We start from the raw sequence: 17,663 nt of genomic DNA on the forward strand, positions 1-17,663 counted from the left end.
AGGAACTAGAATAAATTTATCTTAATAGGAACAAGAGAATGAATAGTTTAAACGAAAGTCCTTGGAGCATGTCAAAAACTAATAAATAAGGTTTTCAGGAGGTTTTTATGAGAAAGAAAATGATTATGGTATTTGGTGCTTCTGCTATAATTCTGACTAATTTAGTGGGATGTGGTCATGCGGATCCGAAAACAGAAGTTTCTGTTACGGCTTCCAACCCTACAAATCAGATAGCGCAATGGTTCGAAGCGCAAGCAAAGCCTATAAAAACAACGGATTCGACCGCATCCTTCGATGATTTAAAACCACTTAACGATATGGTAGGATCGGCTTCAATTGTCGGTTTAGGTGAAGCTACGCATGGAGCTCGCGAAGTTTTTACGATGAAACACCGCATAGTTAATTATTTAGTATCTGAAAAGGGCTTTACCAACTTGGTTTTAGAAGAGGGATGGGACAGAGCTTTGGAACTGGATCGATATGTTCTTACTGGCGAGGGAAACCCGAGCGAGCATCTTTCACCCGTATTTAAAACGAAAGAAATATTAAATCTGCTTAGCTGGATTCGGGACTACAATGCTGATCCGAAACACAAATCCAAAGTGCGTATCATCGGGATGGATATTCAGTCAGTAAACGAGAATGTTTATAACAAAATACTGGAATATATAAAAAGAAACCATTCAGATCTTGTGCCCAGAGTAGAAGAGAAGTTAAAAGGCCTTGTTCCTGTAACAAAGGATATGGATACCTTTAGCAGCCTCACGCAAAAAGATAAAGAAAAGTATGTATCAGATGCGAAACAGATCAGTGCATTATTAGAAGAAAACAAAAGTTATCTGAATGGAAAATCCGAAGAGTTCGCATGGGTAAAACAAAATGCCCGTATTATTGAACAGTTTACTGCCATGTTGGCGTCGCCTCCCGATAATCCGTCGGATTTTTATTTGAAACATGATATTGCCATGTATGAAAATGCGAAGTGGACGGAGGAACATTTAGGAAAAACTATTGTATGGGGACATAATGGACATGTTTCGAAAACAAATATGATTCCTTTTGTATACCCTAAAGTAGCGGGGGAGCATCTGGCGGAATACTATGGAGAACGGTATGTATCTATCGGAACATCTGTTTATGAAGGACGATATAATGTATACAACAGTAACGGTGAATTCGGCCCCGATGGAACATTAAAGTCAGATGATCCGAACAGTTATAACTACGTCCTTGGACAAGTCAAAAAAGATCAGTTTTTTATCGATTTACGTAAGGCAAACGAAGTGACAAAAACTTGGTTAAACGAACAACGTCCAATATTCGCCGGAGTAACTATGGAAGGCCCGGAGATACCAAAAACGGTCGATATACCATTAGGCAAAACGTTTGATATACTTGTTCAAATTCAAAAAGTGACTCCGTCTCAACTGCATCAATAAATTTGTGATGATATGGCTCAATGAAGTGTAGCAGGGATGGTAGTGTGGGCGGGCCCCTTTTAAGCAGGCGGAAAACGCGAAGAAATTTTTCTGGAAGCAATAAAGGGAAGGCGTCGAAATTGTTCCGCGAGGACGGTTTCGGTGCCTTTTTCTATGCTTAAAAAGAGGAAGTTAACAAAATTTTTTGCCATATTTAAATTAAATAATAAAATAATACTTCAAAAAGCGCTTTCTTTCCCTGATAATAGAAAAAGGTGGAGACCTTTCTAAATCATGAATGAAAGACCGCCCGGTTCATAAAATCTTTATAAAGATAGGGGGTGGAGTTTACAAGGCGAACGTATACTTTCCTGACACGGCCCACTGCTTAACAGCCGGAATGCGGAAATGACGACAAACTTTGAACCAGCTTGGGAGGTATGTGACGACAATGGCGAAAAACAGACGGAGACTGGCATCTTTTCTCAGCGGAATGATGCTGTGTTCCATCCTGCTGCCGGCAGGACAGGGATTGGCGGCGGTGCCCGGGACGACAGCTTCGGCAGGACAAATCGTGGACAAGCGGGCGGTGGAAATCGGGCCCGGCGCCACGTATCAATGGATGAATATGAATCTCGACCGGGGGCCGGAAAAGCTCCATTTTGTGGAGTTCGATCCCAAAAACGCGGCTTTGGAGCTGCAGGCTGGCAAAACCGGAGGCAAGGTGTACGGCATGCAGGGCGTCAGCCAGATGGCCGCCGATGCGGACCGTGCGGGCAACCGGGTCATTGCGGCCGTTAACGGGGATTTTTACGATATGTCCACGGGGATTCCCCTTGGTCTGTTCATGGGCGACGGGGAAATTTTAACGAGCCCGCCTGAGGGTCGAGACGCCTTCGGCTTAAAAGCCGACGGTACGAGCCTGTACGGGCTGAGCCCGAAGCTGATCCGGACTCTTATGATTGGCGGGCAGAGCAGCTCCTTGACGGAAATCAACCGGCTGAGGGGAACGGAGTCGCTCGTTCTTTACACACCCGAGTTTCATACGTCGACGATGACCAACGACCTCGGAGATGAGGTTGTGCTCGATGTGACCGGCGGAGCCGTGAAAAGCGGCCAGACCCTAACAATGAAAGTGTCCGAAGTTCATAAAAATAAAGGAAACGCCCCGCTCGCCCAAAATCAGGTGGTTTTATCGGCCTCGGGCAAGTTCCGCGATACGCTGGCTTCTTTGAAACCCGGGGATGACGTCACCGCCAGCTTTGAGCTGGAAGGCGAATGGAAGGACGTCCGGGTAGCGATCGGCGGCTCGGGGCTGCTCGTCAAGAACGGAGCCGCCCAGCCCCACAGCGACCCGGCGGCGCATCCGAGAACGGCCGTCGGGACGAAAGCGGACGGCTCCGTCATCCTGCTGGAAATCGACGGCCGTCAGCCGGGCTTCAGCGAAGGCGTGGACTTGACGGAGCTGGGCCGGCTGATGAAGGACCTGGGCGCCGTCAATGCGATGAATCTGGACGGCGGCGGGTCTTCGACGTTCGTGGCGCGGATGCCCGGCGAGACAACGCGGAAAATTTTGAACACGCCTTCCGACGGAGGAGAACGCAAAACCGCCAACGGCCTCCTGCTTGTCAACAAAGCGCCGGAAGGCGCTGCGGACAAACTTGTCGTCCAGCCGCAGACGGAGCGTGTGCTGACCGGCTCGACGGCTGCGTTCAAAGCGGCTGCCGTGGATGCCAATCTGCATCCGGCGTCTTTTAACGGGACTCCGCAGTGGAGCATCGATCCGGCAGTCGGAACGTTCGCCCCGGACGGTACGTTTACGGCCGGCGGCAAGGCGGGCGAAGCTGTCATCACCGCCGCCTCGGGCGGGCTGACGGGAACCGGGAAGGTGGAAGTGGTGGAAGATTTGACCGAGCTTAAATTTACCGATGCCGTCAAGACGTTCTCGTCCGGCAGCTCGGAAACGCTGAAAATAACCGCCCTGCGGGACGGACAGGTCGTTCAGGCGGATAACAGCCGCATTCAGTGGCGGACCGAGGGGCCGATCGGTTCGATTGACGCTGCTGGGGTGTTCACCGCCACGGCCGAAACGGAGAAAACCGGGAAGATTTACGCCGCATACAAGAATGTAGAAACATCGCTGGATGTGCATATAGGTGTTCCTCCCGTTATTCTGGAAGATTTCGAGAACGGGCTGGACCGCTACAATCCGAGTGCGGGCGCTCAGTTCAAGAGCACCAACGTGAGCATCGAAACGGATGAGGAGTTCGTACGTTTCGGCAAAAATTCGCTGAAGCTGGCCTACGATTTTACCGGGATGCCGGGAACTTCGGGTGCCTATCTGCAAGTAAAATCCGGTGCCCAGCCGATCCAGATTCCGGGATACCCCGAGAAAATCAGCATGTGGGTATACGGAGACGGCAACAAGCACTGGCTTCGCGCGCAGATGCGCGACGGCAAAGGAGCCGTGGCGCTTGATTTTGTCGACCAGACGGTAGGAGTCGATTTCAAAGGGTGGAAGTACCTGGAGGCCGTTGTGCCCAAAGGAAGAACCCTGCCGCTGACGATGGATATGCCGGTCCGCTATATGGAAACCTCTTCGGCCAAGAAGGACGCCGGAGCGATCTACGTCGATCAGATCCGGGCACTTTACGGGCCTGCGAAGGACGATATGGACCCGCCTGTCCTGAAAAATTTCTCGCCGGCCGAAGGCGAAACGATTAAAACGAACCTGCCGACGATCAAAGTGTACGGGGAAGACTACGGCTACGATCCCGCCAAGCATCCCGGCACAACTCTGATCGATCCGGACAAAATCCGGTTCTATCTCGACGGAGCTTTGGTCCAGCATACCCTGTATCCGCCGGAAGGCCGGATCTATTACACGCCGGGTACGCCTTTGGCGGACGGAATTCACCAGGCGAAGGTGTCGGTCCGCGACCTGTCGGGCAACCAGACGACCAAAGAATGGACGTTTAACGTAGACACGGGCTCTGCCAAAATCGTGTACGACACGCCAAAAGACGTGTATGCGGGCAGCACGTACTCCATTGATGTCAAAGGAATCAAAACCGCAAGCATCAAAAACGGGCGCATCGATTTTGCATTCGATCCCGCAAAGGTGGAAAACATCCGGCTTGTCCGCGGTCCGAAGCTGAACGATACGCAGCTGACGGCGGACATTGACGGCACATCGGGTCTCGTAAGCCTGAAGATGAAAGAGCTCCAGGCAGCTTCCCTGACGGATCGGGATATCATCGGCCAAATTCAGTACGATATCCGCAAGGATGCGGCCGGAACGAATCCCATCGCCTTTAAATCCGGCTCCGTTTCGTTTGCGAATACGGGGGATACGAGCTTTTCCTTCTTCGGCCTGCCTCTCTCTTCGGAGATCAAGAATCAGCTGAAGCTGCAATGGAACGAATACGGCCACGTGCAGGGGTACGAGACGGAGTTCGTCGTGAAAGACGAGCGCGGAGCCGCTGTCGAAGGCGTTGCGGTGCTCGCGGACGGTTCCTCCGTTGGTACGACGGACGCTCAAGGCAAGCTGCGGACCGGATCGCTGACGGCCGCCGTCAAAAGCTACAAGCTCCAGGCGGCGAAAGGGAATTCCTACAGCGCGGTTTCCGTCTTTGCCGTGTCTCCTCTCGGCGGGAGCGAGACGCCTTATAACATCGCCGTGAACATGGGCGCCGATCCGGCCGCGTCCCGTGCGTTTATCTGGCATACGAATCCCGGAACCGAACCGACTGTGGTCGAACTCGTCAAGCAGTCGGAGTTTACCGATTTTCAGGGCGGCGGTGTCAAACGGATTACGGGAGACAGCAGCCTGTACAGCACGCTGGATATCGGAACGATCCGCATTCATAAAGCGGTCGCGGACGGTCTGGAGCCGGGAACCTCTTACGTATACCGCGTAGGAGACGGTAAAGGCCATACGAGCAAGCAGGGGACATTCAAGACGGCCGAGTCGGCGGGCGGCCCTACGAAGTTCCTGTATTTTGCGGATTCCCAGGCAGGCGATCAGGCCGGCTTTAATCTATGGGGCAATACGGTGAAAAAGGCCGTCGCCGACAACCCCGATGCGGAATTCATGGTTCATGCCGGGGATATGGTCGACAAAGGCTTTAACGAAAAAGAGTGGAACATGTGGTTCGGGGCGGCCCAGGAAGCGTTTTTGAATACGACGCTGGTGGGTACGATCGGCAACCATGAAGTGATGGGAACGAGAGAAAACAGCGATTTCCTGGCACACTTCAACCAGCCGGGCACCGGACTGGACAGCTTGAAGGGCAGCAGCTTTTCTTATGACTACAAGGACGTTCACTTTGTGGTTCTGAACAGCGAATACCAGTACGAAGAGCAGAAAGAATGGCTGAAGCGGGATCTGGCCAAGACGAACAAGAAGTGGAAGGTGGCCATTTTCCACCGGGGTCCGTACGGAAGTATCTACGATACCGCCGAAATCCGGAATTTATGGGCTCCTGTCCTTGAAGAAAACAAGGTGGATCTCGTGCTGAACGGGCATGATCATATTTATTTGAGAACTTTCCCTATGAAAAATAACAAAATCGTGGCGGACGGACAGGGAACGACCTATGTGGTTGCCGGTTCCAGCGGTCCGAAATTTTATCCGGTCACCAAACGGGACTGGCAGCGGGTGATCGACGAAGAGCAGACGCAAATGTATGCTTCCGTCGAGATTAACGGCGACGAGCTGAAATTCGTGACGAAGACAGTCGGAGGCCGGATCGTGGACGAATTCATCCTGAATAAAAAATCGGTGCCTCCGGCATCCGTGGAAATTGAACAGCAGCATCTTAAGCTGGCCGTGGGGGAAAGTGTCAAGCTTACCGCCGCCGTGAAACCCGATGAGGCGACGGACAAGAGCGTGACGTGGGAAGTATACAGCTCGAGTCCGGCGGGCGCTGTAACCGTTACGGCCGATGGTTTGGTGAAAGCGGCCGGTCTCGGTACGGCGGTGATCCGGGCGACGAGCGGCACGGCACCGGATGTGTACGGAGACACGACCGTGACGGTGGACCGGCTTCCGTCGGGACAGCTCGCCTCCATTGAGCTGTCCGGCAAGGGTTCGCTTAAAGCCGGGGAAACCGATCAGACGGTAACCCGGGCGGTATACACGGACAACAGCCGGTTCGATCTGCTGGACGGCGTGACTTACAGCAGCAGCCGGCCGGCCGTGGCGCAGATCGATCCGCATGGTGCGGTGAAGGCCTTGACGGAAGGGACGACCGTCCTCTCCGCCGTCTATGGCGGGTTCACCGCGCAGTACGAGCTGACGGTGAAAGCTTCCGGCAGCGGTGGCAGTGACGGAGGCAGCGGAGGAGGCTCCGGCGGCGGAAGCGGCGGAGGAAGTCCGACCGTGCCGCCGGTAGGGCCGCCCGTGAAGCCGCAGCCCGGCTCCGCCGGGAAGCTTGCCGCCACCGCAGCAGAGCTGGCGGCGATGAAAGCCCAAGGCGCGGTCACGTTCGTGACGTCCGCGCCGTTTGAAGAGCTGACGCTGCCGGGGAATGCCGGCGCGCTGCTGGACGGCGCCGCCGTCCGCGTCCAAGCGGGCAACGTGGCGGTGACGCTTCCCGCAGCCGTCCTGCGCGAGCTGGGCGAGCTGGTCCCTGCCGCCGAGCGGGAGGGCAGCACGCTGAAGCTGAGCGCAGTCCGGCTCTCCGGCGAAGAAGCCCGCAGGCTTCTCGGCAGCGCATCGGCTGCTTCCGGCGCACGGCTTGCGGCGGGAAGCGACGTGCTGGAGCTGCATCTGACCGTCACGACGAAGGACGGCAAGACTAGCGAGCTGACGACGTTTGCGAAGCCGGTCACGATTGAGCTGCCGGTCGGAGCGAACGTGAACGCAGCGCTTGCGGGCATATACCATATCGCCGGCAGCGGCGCCCTGAAGTACGTCGGCGGTACTTGGCGTCTGGGCAAGCTCTCGGCCGATGTGAGCCATTTCAGCACGTACGCCGTGCTGGAATACGGCAAGGCCTATGCCGATGTGCCCGCAGACCACTGGGCTGCCGGGGTTATCACGGAGCTGACGGCCCGGCACCTGATTGACGGAATGACCGGCAATACGTTTGCTCCCGAGCGGGAAGTGACGCGGGCCGAGTTTACGGCCATGCTCGTCCGTCTGCTGAATCTCCCGGCGGAGGGAATTCCGGACTTCTCCGACGTGTCCGGAGAGGATTGGTACGCGGGGGCCGTTGCCGCAGCTTCCAAGGCCGAACTCGTAAGCGGCGTCGGCGCCGGCAAATTCGCGCCGGAAGCGGTCATCAAGCGCCAGGAAATGGCGGCGATGATCGTGCGGGCTTACGAATCCGCGTCGGGGGCGAAGGCAACCGGTGACGATTCCGTCCGTTTCGCCGACGTGAAAGCTTCCCCCGGATGGGTGAGGGAAGCTGTCGGTGCCGCCTCGCGCCTGGGGCTGGTGAACGGGCGCACGGCCGACGGATTCGTGCCTGAAGGCTCCGCCACGCGCGCCGAAAGCGCGCAGGTGATCGCCAACCTGCTGAATAAACTGGAAGGCGCCATCCGTTAACGCGGAAAGGCGGGTAACGGTTAACACGCACGAGCAACACGGGGAACACGGAAGTAACAGGGAACACAGGGAACACGGGGAACACAGATAACACAGATAACACAGGTAACACAGGTAACACAGGGAATCCACCCTGCCTCTGGGAATTTTATAAGGTACGGAACGGAGATAACGGGAGAAGCGGCCATGGCGCTGCGGATTTAGCGGAAGCTTCTCCTGTTCCGAATTCCGGGGGGTGCCGGAGGGAAGGACCGGGGAGGACAGTACCCCAAGAAACAAGGTTTTGTTTTAGCAGCCTGCCCGGCGTCTTTTGACGACGAGGCAGGCTTTATTTTGCCGCAAAAACACGGAAACTTTCTACCCGGCTTTTCCGAAACATGATATGATTCAACCGAAACAGATTGCGGAAATGGACGGGATGAACATGCAAAATACACTGCTGCTTGTGGAAGACGATACCGAAATCAGCGATATGGTAAGCGATTATTTGACGAAGGAAGGGTTCGTGGTGGTGCGTGCTTACGACGGGGAAGAAGCGGTCCGCATGTTTGACGGTCAGCCGTTCGATCTGGTTTTGCTGGATCTGATGCTGCCGAAACTAAGCGGCATGGACTTCCTTCAGCAGATACGCCGGAGGAGCCTCGTACCCGTTCTGATTACGTCCGCTAAGGACGGCGATGTCGATAAGGCGCTCGGCCTCGGCTTCGGCGCGGACGATTATATCGCCAAGCCGTTCTCCATGATCGAGCTGGCCGCCCGGATCAAAGCGGCGATCCGCAGGGCGACGCAGTATGCGGCACCCGTGGAACAGACACCGGCCCCGGCCGGATTACTGCGCGTTCACGAGCTGGTCATCGACCTCGATAATTTTTCGGTAAGCAAAAAAGGAGCGGAGCTGAAACTGACGTCCAAGGAGTTTCATCTATTGAAACTGTTTGCCGTTCACCCCAAACGGGTTTTCACGAAAGCGCAAATTTACAGCTCCGTATGGGAAGACGACTATTTCGGGGATGAAAATGTCATCAACGTCCATATGCGCCGGCTGAGGGAAAAGATCGAAGACGACCCGTCGAATCCCGTTTATATCAAGACGCTCTGGGGAATCGGTTATAAGCTGGGAGAATTCGGCGAATGACCGCATGGACAGGATTGCTGCTCGCCCTGCTTGCCGTCTCCCTCATTTTTCACTTCGTGCAGTACAGAAGCAAGAAAAAGCGGGACGAGAGCCTTGCCTACATCACGGACCGGCTGGACGGGCTATTAAGCGGAGACGCCGCCCGTGGGAAACTGCTTCATCTGACGGACGACAAGCAGCTGATCGCTCTGCTGAACGGACTGAACGGGCTTATGGAGATCAATCAGCGAATAACGGCCACCTACAACAAAACCGAAGATTCGATGCGCAAAATGCTCGCCAACATTTCACACGATCTCAAAACGCCCCTGACCGTCGTGCTCGGTTATATGGAAACGCTCATTCAAAACCCGTCCACGCCTGACGAAGAACGGGAACGGCTGATGGGGAAAGTCCATGCGAAGGCCGGGGAAGTACTTGCCCTGATCAATCAGTTTTTCGATCTGGCCCGGCTGGAGTCCGGGGATCGGGATATTCCTCTGATCCGGGTTCTTCTCAACGAAGTGTGCTCGCAGACGATCCTCGCTTTCTATGAGCCGCTGACCTCCAAGGGTGTGGAGGTTGTAATCGAGATGCCGGAGATTCCGGTTTACGTGCTGGGGAACGAAGAGGCGCTGGTGCGCATTTTGAACAATCTCATCTCCAACGCTTTCCAATACGGCAGTGACGGAAAAACGCTGGGCCTTACCCTGCGCGAGGACGGAGAGTACGCGTATGTCGAAGTGTGGGACCGGGGCAAGGGGATCAGCGAGCTTCATCAGGACCGGGTCTTCGAGCGCATGTATACGCTGGAGGATTCCCGCAACTCCCTCTATCAGGGAAGCGGCCTCGGGCTGACGATTACGAAGCGGCTGGTGGAGAAGCTTGGCGGCGTTATTACGCTGACCAGCAAGCCTTACGTGAAAACAACGTTCACCGTGAAGCTCAAAAAAACGGCTTACGGGAGGACGTAAGATTTTTGTAAGATTCGAGTAATAAAAAAGAGAAAACCGGAAGTTAAACTAAGAATCAGAAAGAGGAGATACGAAAGGAGCCAACCAATGGGCACACTGCTGAAAACGACCCGGCTGACGAAAGTGTTTGACGGCAAAGAAGTGATCTCGGATGTCGACATGACGATCCGGCAGGGGGAAATTTACGGATTTCTGGGGTTGAACGGAGCGGGCAAAACGACCGTAATGAAAATGATGACCAATCTGATTAAACCGACCGGCGGGGAAATCGAAATTTTCGGAGAGAAACTGACGGAGCGCTCTTACGAAATTCTGAAACGGATGGGCAGCATTATCGAGTATCCGGTATTTTACGACAGGCTGACTGCCATGGAAAATTTGGAGCTTCACTGCGAATATATGGGCTTCTACAATAAAGCCGCCATTTTGGAGGCGCTCGATCTGGTCCAATTGAACAATATCGACCGCAAGCCGGTCAAAGACTTCTCGCTCGGCATGAGGCAGCGGCTCGGAATCGCGCGGGCCATCACGACCCGTCCGGAACTGCTGCTGCTCGACGAGCCGATTAACGGACTGGATCCCGTCGGTATCAAGGAATTGAGAAGCCTGTTCAAGATGCTGAGCAAGGATTACGGCATCACCCTGCTGATTTCCAGTCACATTTTGGGCGAAATCGAGCAAATTGCCGATACGGTCGGCGTCATTAGCGGAGGCAGGATGATCGAGCAAGTGTCGATGGACGAGGTAAGAGGCAAACATACCGAATACATCGAAGTGGTTACGCCCGACCTCAACAAAGCGGTCTATGTGCTGGAAAACAAGCTCGGTATGCGCAACTATAAAGTCATCAACGAGAAGACGATGCGCATATACGAACGGGGAGTTTCGCAGGCGGAAATTTCCCGGGGTCTGCTTCTGAACGGGGTAGAAATCGATGCCCTGAACAAGAAGGCCAGCTCGCTTGAAGATTATTTTCTGCAATCCATTCACGGAGGCGGCGTCCATGCTTAAATTGATGAAACTGGAACTTAAAAAAAATAAATTAGGCGGATACCTGCCGGGTATTGTGATCGCCAATATCGTGATCCTGCTGCTCGTCGGCGTGATTCATGTAGCGGAGCGGGTAGATAACGGAGTTGCGGCTTTCCTGAACTATTCGATCGCGTTCGGTTCCATCATCGCGTTTGTCAAGATCACGTTCGTTATTTTTGCCTCCGTCATTCTGGCCAGGCTTGTGATCGGGGAGTATAATACCGGAACGGTCAACATTCTATTCACCTACCCGATCAGCCGGAAAAAGATTGTGGCAGCCAAGCTGCTGCTGGTCAGCTTCTGGACCTTCGCTGTGGTTGTCCTCTCCAGCTTGTTTGTAACTGGCGTTTTCCTGCTGGCGGATTCTTTGCTGAATATGGTGCCCGAAACGTTAACCGCCCGAATGATGGCGGATCACGTTCTGCGTATTCTGCTGAACGCCGTGTCGGCGGCAGGGATTTGCCTGATTCCACTGCTTTTCGGCATGATGAAGAAGTCGGTTCCCGCTACGATTATTTCCGCCGTCATTCTGGTGGCCGTCACCGATTCGAATAACATGGGCTTCTCGCTGAGTGCGGGGTACATTCTTCCACTAGTTTTTGCGGCGGCCGGTGTGCTGATTGCGTGGTGGTCCGTCCGTAAAATAGAGACGGCCGATGTCCTTTAAGTGGAACGGACTGGAAAGTAAGGAAAGGATTGAACCCTTCCTCCATGATGTTGTATGATGGTTCTTTGAGGAGGGGAGAACAGGTAAATGTTTACTTTGAAGGAAGAAAGCCTGAGAACAAAACGCATTTTATATGCGCTTATGGCCATTGTGCTGGCGGTTTCCGCTTTCACTGCACTTTATTACGGAGACGATTTTTTACTGGGCACCTATGAGAAGATGGACAATGACGACGTCAAATATATGTATGCGGCAAAGGTGCTTGTGGAGGAAGGGACGCTCGTCTACAAAAGCTACCCGAACCCGACCTTGTTCATTATGCCGGGCTTTCCCGTGATGTTGTCTTTCTTTATGTGGATATTCGGGGATTACGAAAATACGGCGATCGCCGTCAGGCTCTTTCAATGTATCTTGCAGGCGGCTTCCGTTTATCTGCTGTTCGTTATCGCCCGGCATATGTTTAATTCACGGGTCGCGCTCGTCGCCTGCATCATCGCCGCCCTGTATCCGCCGAATTATTATACCAGCGGAGTTATCTTGTCGGAGGGGATCTTTCAGATTATTTTTCTGCTGCTCGTATGCATGACCCTGTACGCGCTTCAGAAGCCGTCCGTCGGCAAATACATAGGAATCGGGGTTCTTCTGGCCCTGTGCGCTTATTTTAAGCCTCAATTCATTTTGTTTCCGCTCATAATCGGCGTCACCTGGCTGATCCGCCGGGTCCCGTTCAAAAAGATGGTTGTGTACACGGCGACAATCGTTCTGACCGCCTGCCTGCTGTTAAGTCCATGGTGGGTCCGGAACTATGTCCAATTCGGCAAGTTTATCCCGTTTACGGACTCGTCGGGTAATCCGATGCTGATGGGGGTGCTTCCGGGTGAGCCTTCTCCGGGATTTTTCAAGGAGTATCCTCAATACTCGCCGGACGTCTACGACGATTCCACGGAGAAAGTCGGCCATATTATTTTATACAGCCTGAAAACGAAGCCGTTCGAAACGATCAAATGGTATTTGTTCGATAAAACGATTCTGGCCTTCGAGCAGACGTTCTACTGGCTGGACTTCTGGGGGATGCCTTACAATTTCGTTCTGGCTCTTCACATTATTTTGTGCGTGCTGGGAGTCGCGGGTTTTATAGCGGCTTTGATCAAGCGCAGGGGAGATATTCTCGTGGCGGCGCTGACGGTGGCGTACGTGATCGCGGTTCATATTCCGTTCGTCCAATTTTCGAGATACATGTATCCGATCCTATTTATCTTTACGATTTTTGCCGCCTACCTGATCGCGATGCCGTTCGGATCGCTGCCGTCCCGGAGGTCTTCTTCTGCTGCCCGGCACTATCCGTAATAATACTTGCGGCCTTCTCGTGGCCGGAAAAATATCCGCAAATGGTTACGAAAGCGGAGAATGTTGTAACTTTAAAAGCGCGCCTGGATTTGGTAGCATGGAATAGTCTTCCATTTCATCCAAATCAGGCGAGTGCGGCCGGACTTCTGAAAGGGAGTCCGGTCTTTTTTTTTATTTTATATGTGAATAGGACTGGAGAGTGACCGCTGTGATGAAAAAAGGGGTTAAAGCGGCAGCCGCCGTGTTAGTGGCTTTCGGTTTATCGGGGCTGTATCCGTCCGCATCTTACGGCGAAGGGAGTGCATTCAAAGACGTTCCCGACGATTTCTGGGGCAGGGACGTGATCGAATGGGCGGTCGATAATGAACTCGTCGACGGTTATCCGGACGGGAGCTTCAAGCCCGCCCAGGCGGTGGTGCAGAACGAATTTCTGGCCATGATGATCCGGGCTTACCGGCCGGGAGATTTCAAGCCGGCCCCGGACAGCTCCGATTGGGCCTCGCCTTACGTGGACTACGCGAGCCGGCTGGGGTGGCCGGTCGTTCAAACCTCCGTCATCGACCGGAACGCTTCCGCGCGGAAAGCGCTGACGAGAGGCAGGGCGGCCCAGCTTCTCGCAAGCGCGTCGGGCCGGCATTACAGCGTGGACGATTCCATCCGGTATGTGCTGGACGTGGGGCTGGCCGAAGGCAAGGAAGGGCGGAGCCCGGAAGGCTTCGGCAAAGACGATACGCTGAACCGGGCCGAGGCCGTTACGTTCGTGCAGCGGCTGAAGGTGAACGAGAGCCGGCTGCGGCCCAGCCCGGGCAGTCTGGAGGTTTATGATTTGAGCAAGCTGAATCCGGTCGCTTATGCCAATAAGGCGTACGGATTTTCGTTCCGCCTTCCGGCGGAGTGGGAAGGCAAAATCGATATCGAAGAGGACGGGGACTCCGTCCGGTTCATTCATCGTGCGAGCAAATCCGACGGCGGCTTGCTCTTCTCGGTAAATGTTGGCTTCAAAGAGGATTACGAGCAGACCAGCGAACTGATCCGTACTGTCTATCTCGGCGCGAAAGGGGACCGGCACGTATATATCTGTTATCCGTCCGATGTGCAGTACAGTCTGGAAGACGCTAAGTCAGGCGCGGATTATCACAATCTGTCCGACGGGATCAAGAGCTTGAAGCCGACCTTCCAATGGAAGTAGGAAGAGGCAGGCTCTGGTGCTGTCATACAAGGCAGACGTCGTTGGGATAAGTAGAAAAGGCTGAGGGGCTGCCCGGCCAGGCCGTACTATCGGTCCGGCAAGGATAGTTCTGTCGGGGGCTCCGTACTTTCGGCGGCCGGTGAAGTCTGACCTTCTTTATACGGGCAGCTTCCAGCTCAAAAAACTAACAAAAGGACATTTCCCCGCCTTTAGACGGGGGAATGTCCTTTGCCGTTGTTTTAACATGGATAAAGAAGTTCAACTGCTCCAGATCCGGTCGGTTCCGAGCCGTCATGTTATCGGCGTATGCTCGGAATCACTGCTCGATATGGCTCACATTGATTTTGTAAGCAGACACGGAGCGGTCTCCTTGAAGAATCTTCGTCTCGCCGGCATAGACGCCCGTAACGACAGCGCTGCCGGGCTTCCAAGAGAAATTGCCGGTCAGCAGGATATACAAGCCGTCTATCTCCACCACGGCCGTTCCGCTGCTGATCCGGGTAATCGACAGAGGCAGGCGGACTACGGTGTCCGCCTGCTGCTGCGGCAGCTCGGACGGCTGGATGTCCTTCGCTTCGAGGGGAGCGTCGGGCACCTGCTGCGGAACTTCCGCCAAGGCGTACTGCTTTCCCTGAAGCTTGTAGACCGCTTCAGCGCCGCCGCCCGCTCCGGAGGGATTGCGGACGAGCAGAACGCCCGCGCTCTGCAGCTTATAGCCGTCGGCCTCCACGTCGAGCAGCACGTTCAGGCTGGAGGCGTCCACTTCATAAGCCGTATACCGGGCTTTGCGGGTGCGGGACTGGCTCTCCAGCATCACGACCGGGAGCTTGCCCGCGCTCAGCCCGTCCGCCAAGGAGACGGCCTTGACGGCCAGCCCGTCGCCGATTCCGCCTTCCGTCGAGACGATTGAACCGTCGGCCTGCAGGCGCGCGGTCACCAGCGTTCCGCGGTCGGTTACGCCGGCAGCGAACGCTTCCGAGCCCCAGAGTCCCTTGGCTCCGGCGGTCTGCACGAACCGGACGTTATCCTTCGCCTTCGCCAGAAGGACGCCGGGCTCGGCCGCCATCCAGCGGATCTCTGTCTGGCGGATATCTTTGCCCGTATCCTTATAGTCCCCGAGCACTTTGTACAGCGCGATCGCGTCCGCAAACTTGCCTGCGGAGGCTAACTGCTCCGCTTTGGCCGTTTGCTTGCGCCAGGACGTTTGAATAAAAGCATTCACTTTGGTAGAAGAACCGGAAAGCTCCTTACGGTTCTGAAACGTTTTCGCATGAGCCAGAAATCCGGGAACGTCATTCGCGTCCAGCAGCCGGGTCAGCGTGCTCTGCACGTAGGCTTCGGCTTTAGGGAGCACCCAGGCTGCCTCCACCTTGCGTTCCGAGTAGAACTCCCGAATCCGGACGATTTCCCCGAGCGCTTCTTCGAAAGATTTCTGATTGAAAACGGTCTGGAGCCGGGTCGTATCATATTTCTGGAAAAGGGCGTTCAAATCTTTTCGCTTGGTTTTCTCGTCTTTATAGACGGTAGCCGGCAATTGAAGCAGCAGGGACATGGCGGCTTCGCCGTCCTGCGCCGGGGAGCCGGTTTCCTGAAGCGAGGCCGTAAGCGACTTTCTCGCTCCCGCCAGAGCAGCGGTAAACTGCTCGTCCAGCTTGTAGGCGTCCGTCAGCTCGCCGAAGCGCTTTTTGGCGGATTCGTCGGCGGTGCCGATCTCTTTTTTCTTGGCCTGATAGGTCTCGTAAGCCTGCAGCAGCCGGGCATGCTCCCCGGTGCCCCCGTTTGTAACGGCGATTTCGGAAGCCAGCGCCGCGAACAGCCGCTTCAGCTCGGTAACGGGACGGAGGGCGTACAGGGCGGTTCCGATTTCGGCGTTTTTGTAATCAAAAGAAGAGATTCCCAGGGCCTTCATATAGAGGTCCTCCGCTTCGATATCGCGGCCTGCGGCTTGTTCGGCGGCAGCCCGGGCGTACAGATCGGTCTTGTGCCAGACGCTGTACCCTTTATATCCCGCCAGGCCCAGCATAAGAGCCAGTAAAAGAATGGCTCCGTTTCTGTAACGGATGGACCGGTGGTACGTAGAACCTAGCATAACGTGCAGTCCTTTCATAGGCAGCCCTCGAACTCGGGATCGTTCCCGTATTTACGGGCGGCCGTTTCCAGGGCTTTCTGCCGCAGTTCGGGAGCCCGGTCCGGGTTCTCCTTCATCAGACGGCACAGCCGGAGCAGCCGTTCGCGGGGCAGTTCGTCCACGAAATCGTAAAGGAGGGAAGCGTACTCGAATGCGTATTCCTTCACGCGCAGCGCCGCTGCGGCAACCAGGGCGAGCGTCGCCCGCCCTTCCAGCATCCCGCCGATCTGGACGCGGTATTTCTGCACATAATCGAGCGTGTCGCGCTGCACCAGGCCGGGGTTGACTTTGGCCGCCTCGTAAAGATAAGTAATGAAGCCGGGCTCGAACTCATCGGGAATGAGCGTGCCCAGTTCCAGCTCCATATCGCTGCGCAGAATAAACCGGTTCAGGCAGTATATCTTGAGATTGCGGATATGGCTGCCGGTAATGAGGGCTCCGATTTCCCTCAGCTTCTCGTAGGCGGACTTGAAATCCCCGTCCTCCATGTCGGAAGCGGCGTCGTCGACGTCCAGGAGGATGCCTTTGCGGATCGCCCGGTTTTCGCCAAGCAGCAGCTTGCGCAGCGTGGCGTTCATAAGCGCCTCGGCGTATCGTCTGCGCAGGAGCGCGTAGACGGCGATGAGCACAACTCCCGCTCCGGCCGCCAGGGCCATCTCCTCGAAAGAGCGGGCGAGATAGAAGGCCGCGCAGGCGATTGCCGCCAGAATGAGCGCGTCCCGCTGGACATTGCGTCTGAGCACGGAAGTAACGATGTCCCCGATGGACAGGAACTTCCGCTCGGCTCCGCATGAGAGGCAGTTATCGTGCCAGAGCACGGAGTAAGCGCCGCAACGCGTGCACTGTTTCAATCGTTCATACGTATGTACGGTTTGACGGGCTTTGCGGAGCTCTACCGGAATTCTGCCGCTCATGAGGGATCACCTTCGTTCAGCTCGGTCATAAATTCCCGGTCAATGCTCTCTGTAGTCAGGGCCGCCCGTTTCGCGGAGTTCCACGTCAGCCAGCGGATCAGGACGAAGAGGACCAGGAGGGCAAGAACAATCATCGTCAGCATACTATTCTCCTATCGGACAATTTCATAAATTTGCCGGATTTTTAGGAACCGGACCCCCGTAAAAGTGGAATTAGCTTGTTGAAAAAGTTAAGATGTGAATGAGATGTTCAAACATTCTACCACCTTTTACATTTTACTACAAAAGAAGCGCGGCCGGCGCTTAACCCCTGCCGCCGTGCGTAAA

At 55.0% G+C, this 17,663-nt stretch carries 11 protein-coding genes; 8 read left to right on the top strand and 3 right to left on the bottom strand.

The features are described 5' to 3' along the window. Positions 1-107: 107 nt before the first annotated feature. The 8 genes from C4S74_RS05960 (at position 108) to C4S74_RS05995 (ending at position 14,294) form a co-directional block, all read left to right on the top strand. Complete coding sequence (locus tag C4S74_RS05960) at positions 108-1,439, top strand: erythromycin esterase family protein (RefSeq protein ID WP_103994438.1); 1,332 nt, start codon at positions 108-110, stop codon at positions 1,437-1,439. Between the two features lie 430 nt (positions 1,440-1,869). After that, positions 1,870-7,971 carry a phosphodiester glycosidase family protein gene (locus tag C4S74_RS05965; RefSeq protein WP_103994439.1) on the top strand — a complete coding sequence of 2,034 codons (6,102 nt, stop codon included), beginning with the start codon at positions 1,870-1,872 and terminating at the stop codon, positions 7,969-7,971. 382 nt (positions 7,972-8,353) lie between these two features. Continuing rightward, a complete protein-coding gene (locus C4S74_RS05970; protein ID WP_374755392.1) occupies positions 8,354-9,106 on the top strand; it encodes a response regulator transcription factor in 753 nt (250 codons plus the stop codon). Beyond that, complete coding sequence (locus C4S74_RS05975) at positions 9,103-10,059, top strand: sensor histidine kinase KdpD (RefSeq protein ID WP_103994440.1); 957 nt, start codon at positions 9,103-9,105, stop codon at positions 10,057-10,059. The genes C4S74_RS05970 and C4S74_RS05975 overlap by 4 nt, the downstream gene beginning before the upstream one ends. A gap of 87 nt (positions 10,060-10,146) precedes the next feature. Beyond that, positions 10,147-11,070: an ATP-binding cassette domain-containing protein gene (locus C4S74_RS05980; RefSeq protein ID WP_103994441.1), complete on the top strand. Its 924-nt coding sequence runs from the start codon at positions 10,147-10,149 to the stop codon at positions 11,068-11,070. Beyond that, positions 11,063-11,758 carry an ABC transporter permease gene (locus tag C4S74_RS05985; RefSeq protein WP_103994442.1) on the top strand — a complete coding sequence of 232 codons (696 nt, stop codon included), beginning with the start codon at positions 11,063-11,065 and terminating at the stop codon, positions 11,756-11,758. Before C4S74_RS05980 ends, C4S74_RS05985 begins: the two co-directional genes overlap by 8 nt. Positions 11,759-11,845: 87 nt before the next feature. Next, complete coding sequence (locus C4S74_RS05990) at positions 11,846-13,105, top strand: glycosyltransferase family 39 protein (protein ID WP_103994443.1); 1,260 nt, start codon at positions 11,846-11,848, stop codon at positions 13,103-13,105. 211 nt (positions 13,106-13,316) lie between these two features. Continuing rightward, positions 13,317-14,294 carry an S-layer homology domain-containing protein gene (locus tag C4S74_RS05995; protein WP_103994444.1) on the top strand — a complete coding sequence of 326 codons (978 nt, stop codon included), beginning with the start codon at positions 13,317-13,319 and terminating at the stop codon, positions 14,292-14,294. 316 nt (positions 14,295-14,610) lie between these two features. Here the strand turns inward: C4S74_RS05995 and C4S74_RS06000 are convergent, their stop codons facing one another. From C4S74_RS06000 to C4S74_RS26410, 3 genes are read right to left on the bottom strand one after another with little or no spacing between them, the layout of a single operon-like run. Next, positions 14,611-16,401, bottom strand: coding sequence for a hypothetical protein (locus tag C4S74_RS06000; RefSeq protein WP_103994445.1), 1,791 nt, complete (start codon positions 16,399-16,401; stop codon positions 14,611-14,613). Then, the gene (locus C4S74_RS06005; protein ID WP_103994446.1) at positions 16,398-17,336 is read right to left on the bottom strand and encodes a hypothetical protein; all 939 of its coding nucleotides are present in this window, start codon (positions 17,334-17,336) and stop codon (positions 16,398-16,400) included. Before C4S74_RS06005 ends, C4S74_RS06000 begins: the two co-directional genes overlap by 4 nt. Further along, positions 17,333-17,479: a hypothetical protein gene (locus C4S74_RS26410; protein WP_181024324.1), complete on the bottom strand. Its 147-nt coding sequence runs from the start codon at positions 17,477-17,479 to the stop codon at positions 17,333-17,335. Before C4S74_RS26410 ends, C4S74_RS06005 begins: the two co-directional genes overlap by 4 nt. Positions 17,480-17,663 lie beyond the last annotated feature (184 nt).

Origin of the sequence: Paenibacillus sp. UNC499MF, from assembly GCF_900107975.1 — a bacterium.
In the GTDB taxonomy this organism is placed as follows: Bacteria; Bacillota; Bacilli; order Paenibacillales; family NBRC-103111; genus Paenibacillus_F.

Coding starts and splice junctions, on each gene's coding strand:
- C4S74_RS05970 (WP_374755392.1), top strand. CDS start 8,354: ATGATTCAACCGAAACAGATTGCGGAAATGGACGGGATGAACATGCAA.
- C4S74_RS05965 (WP_103994439.1), top strand. CDS start 1,870: ATGGCGAAAAACAGACGGAGACTGGCATCTTTTCTCAGCGGAATGATG.
- C4S74_RS05990 (WP_103994443.1), top strand. CDS start 11,846: ATGTTTACTTTGAAGGAAGAAAGCCTGAGAACAAAACGCATTTTATAT.
- C4S74_RS05995 (WP_103994444.1), top strand. CDS start 13,317: ATGAAAAAAGGGGTTAAAGCGGCAGCCGCCGTGTTAGTGGCTTTCGGT.
- C4S74_RS06000 (WP_103994445.1), bottom strand. CDS start 16,401: ATGAAAGGACTGCACGTTATGCTAGGTTCTACGTACCACCGGTCCATC.
- C4S74_RS26410 (WP_181024324.1), bottom strand. CDS start 17,479: ATGCTGACGATGATTGTTCTTGCCCTCCTGGTCCTCTTCGTCCTGATC.
- C4S74_RS05975 (WP_103994440.1), top strand. CDS start 9,103: ATGACCGCATGGACAGGATTGCTGCTCGCCCTGCTTGCCGTCTCCCTC.
- C4S74_RS05985 (WP_103994442.1), top strand. CDS start 11,063: ATGCTTAAATTGATGAAACTGGAACTTAAAAAAAATAAATTAGGCGGA.
- C4S74_RS05960 (WP_103994438.1), top strand. CDS start 108: ATGAGAAAGAAAATGATTATGGTATTTGGTGCTTCTGCTATAATTCTG.
- C4S74_RS05980 (WP_103994441.1), top strand. CDS start 10,147: ATGGGCACACTGCTGAAAACGACCCGGCTGACGAAAGTGTTTGACGGC.
- C4S74_RS06005 (WP_103994446.1), bottom strand. CDS start 17,336: ATGAGCGGCAGAATTCCGGTAGAGCTCCGCAAAGCCCGTCAAACCGTA.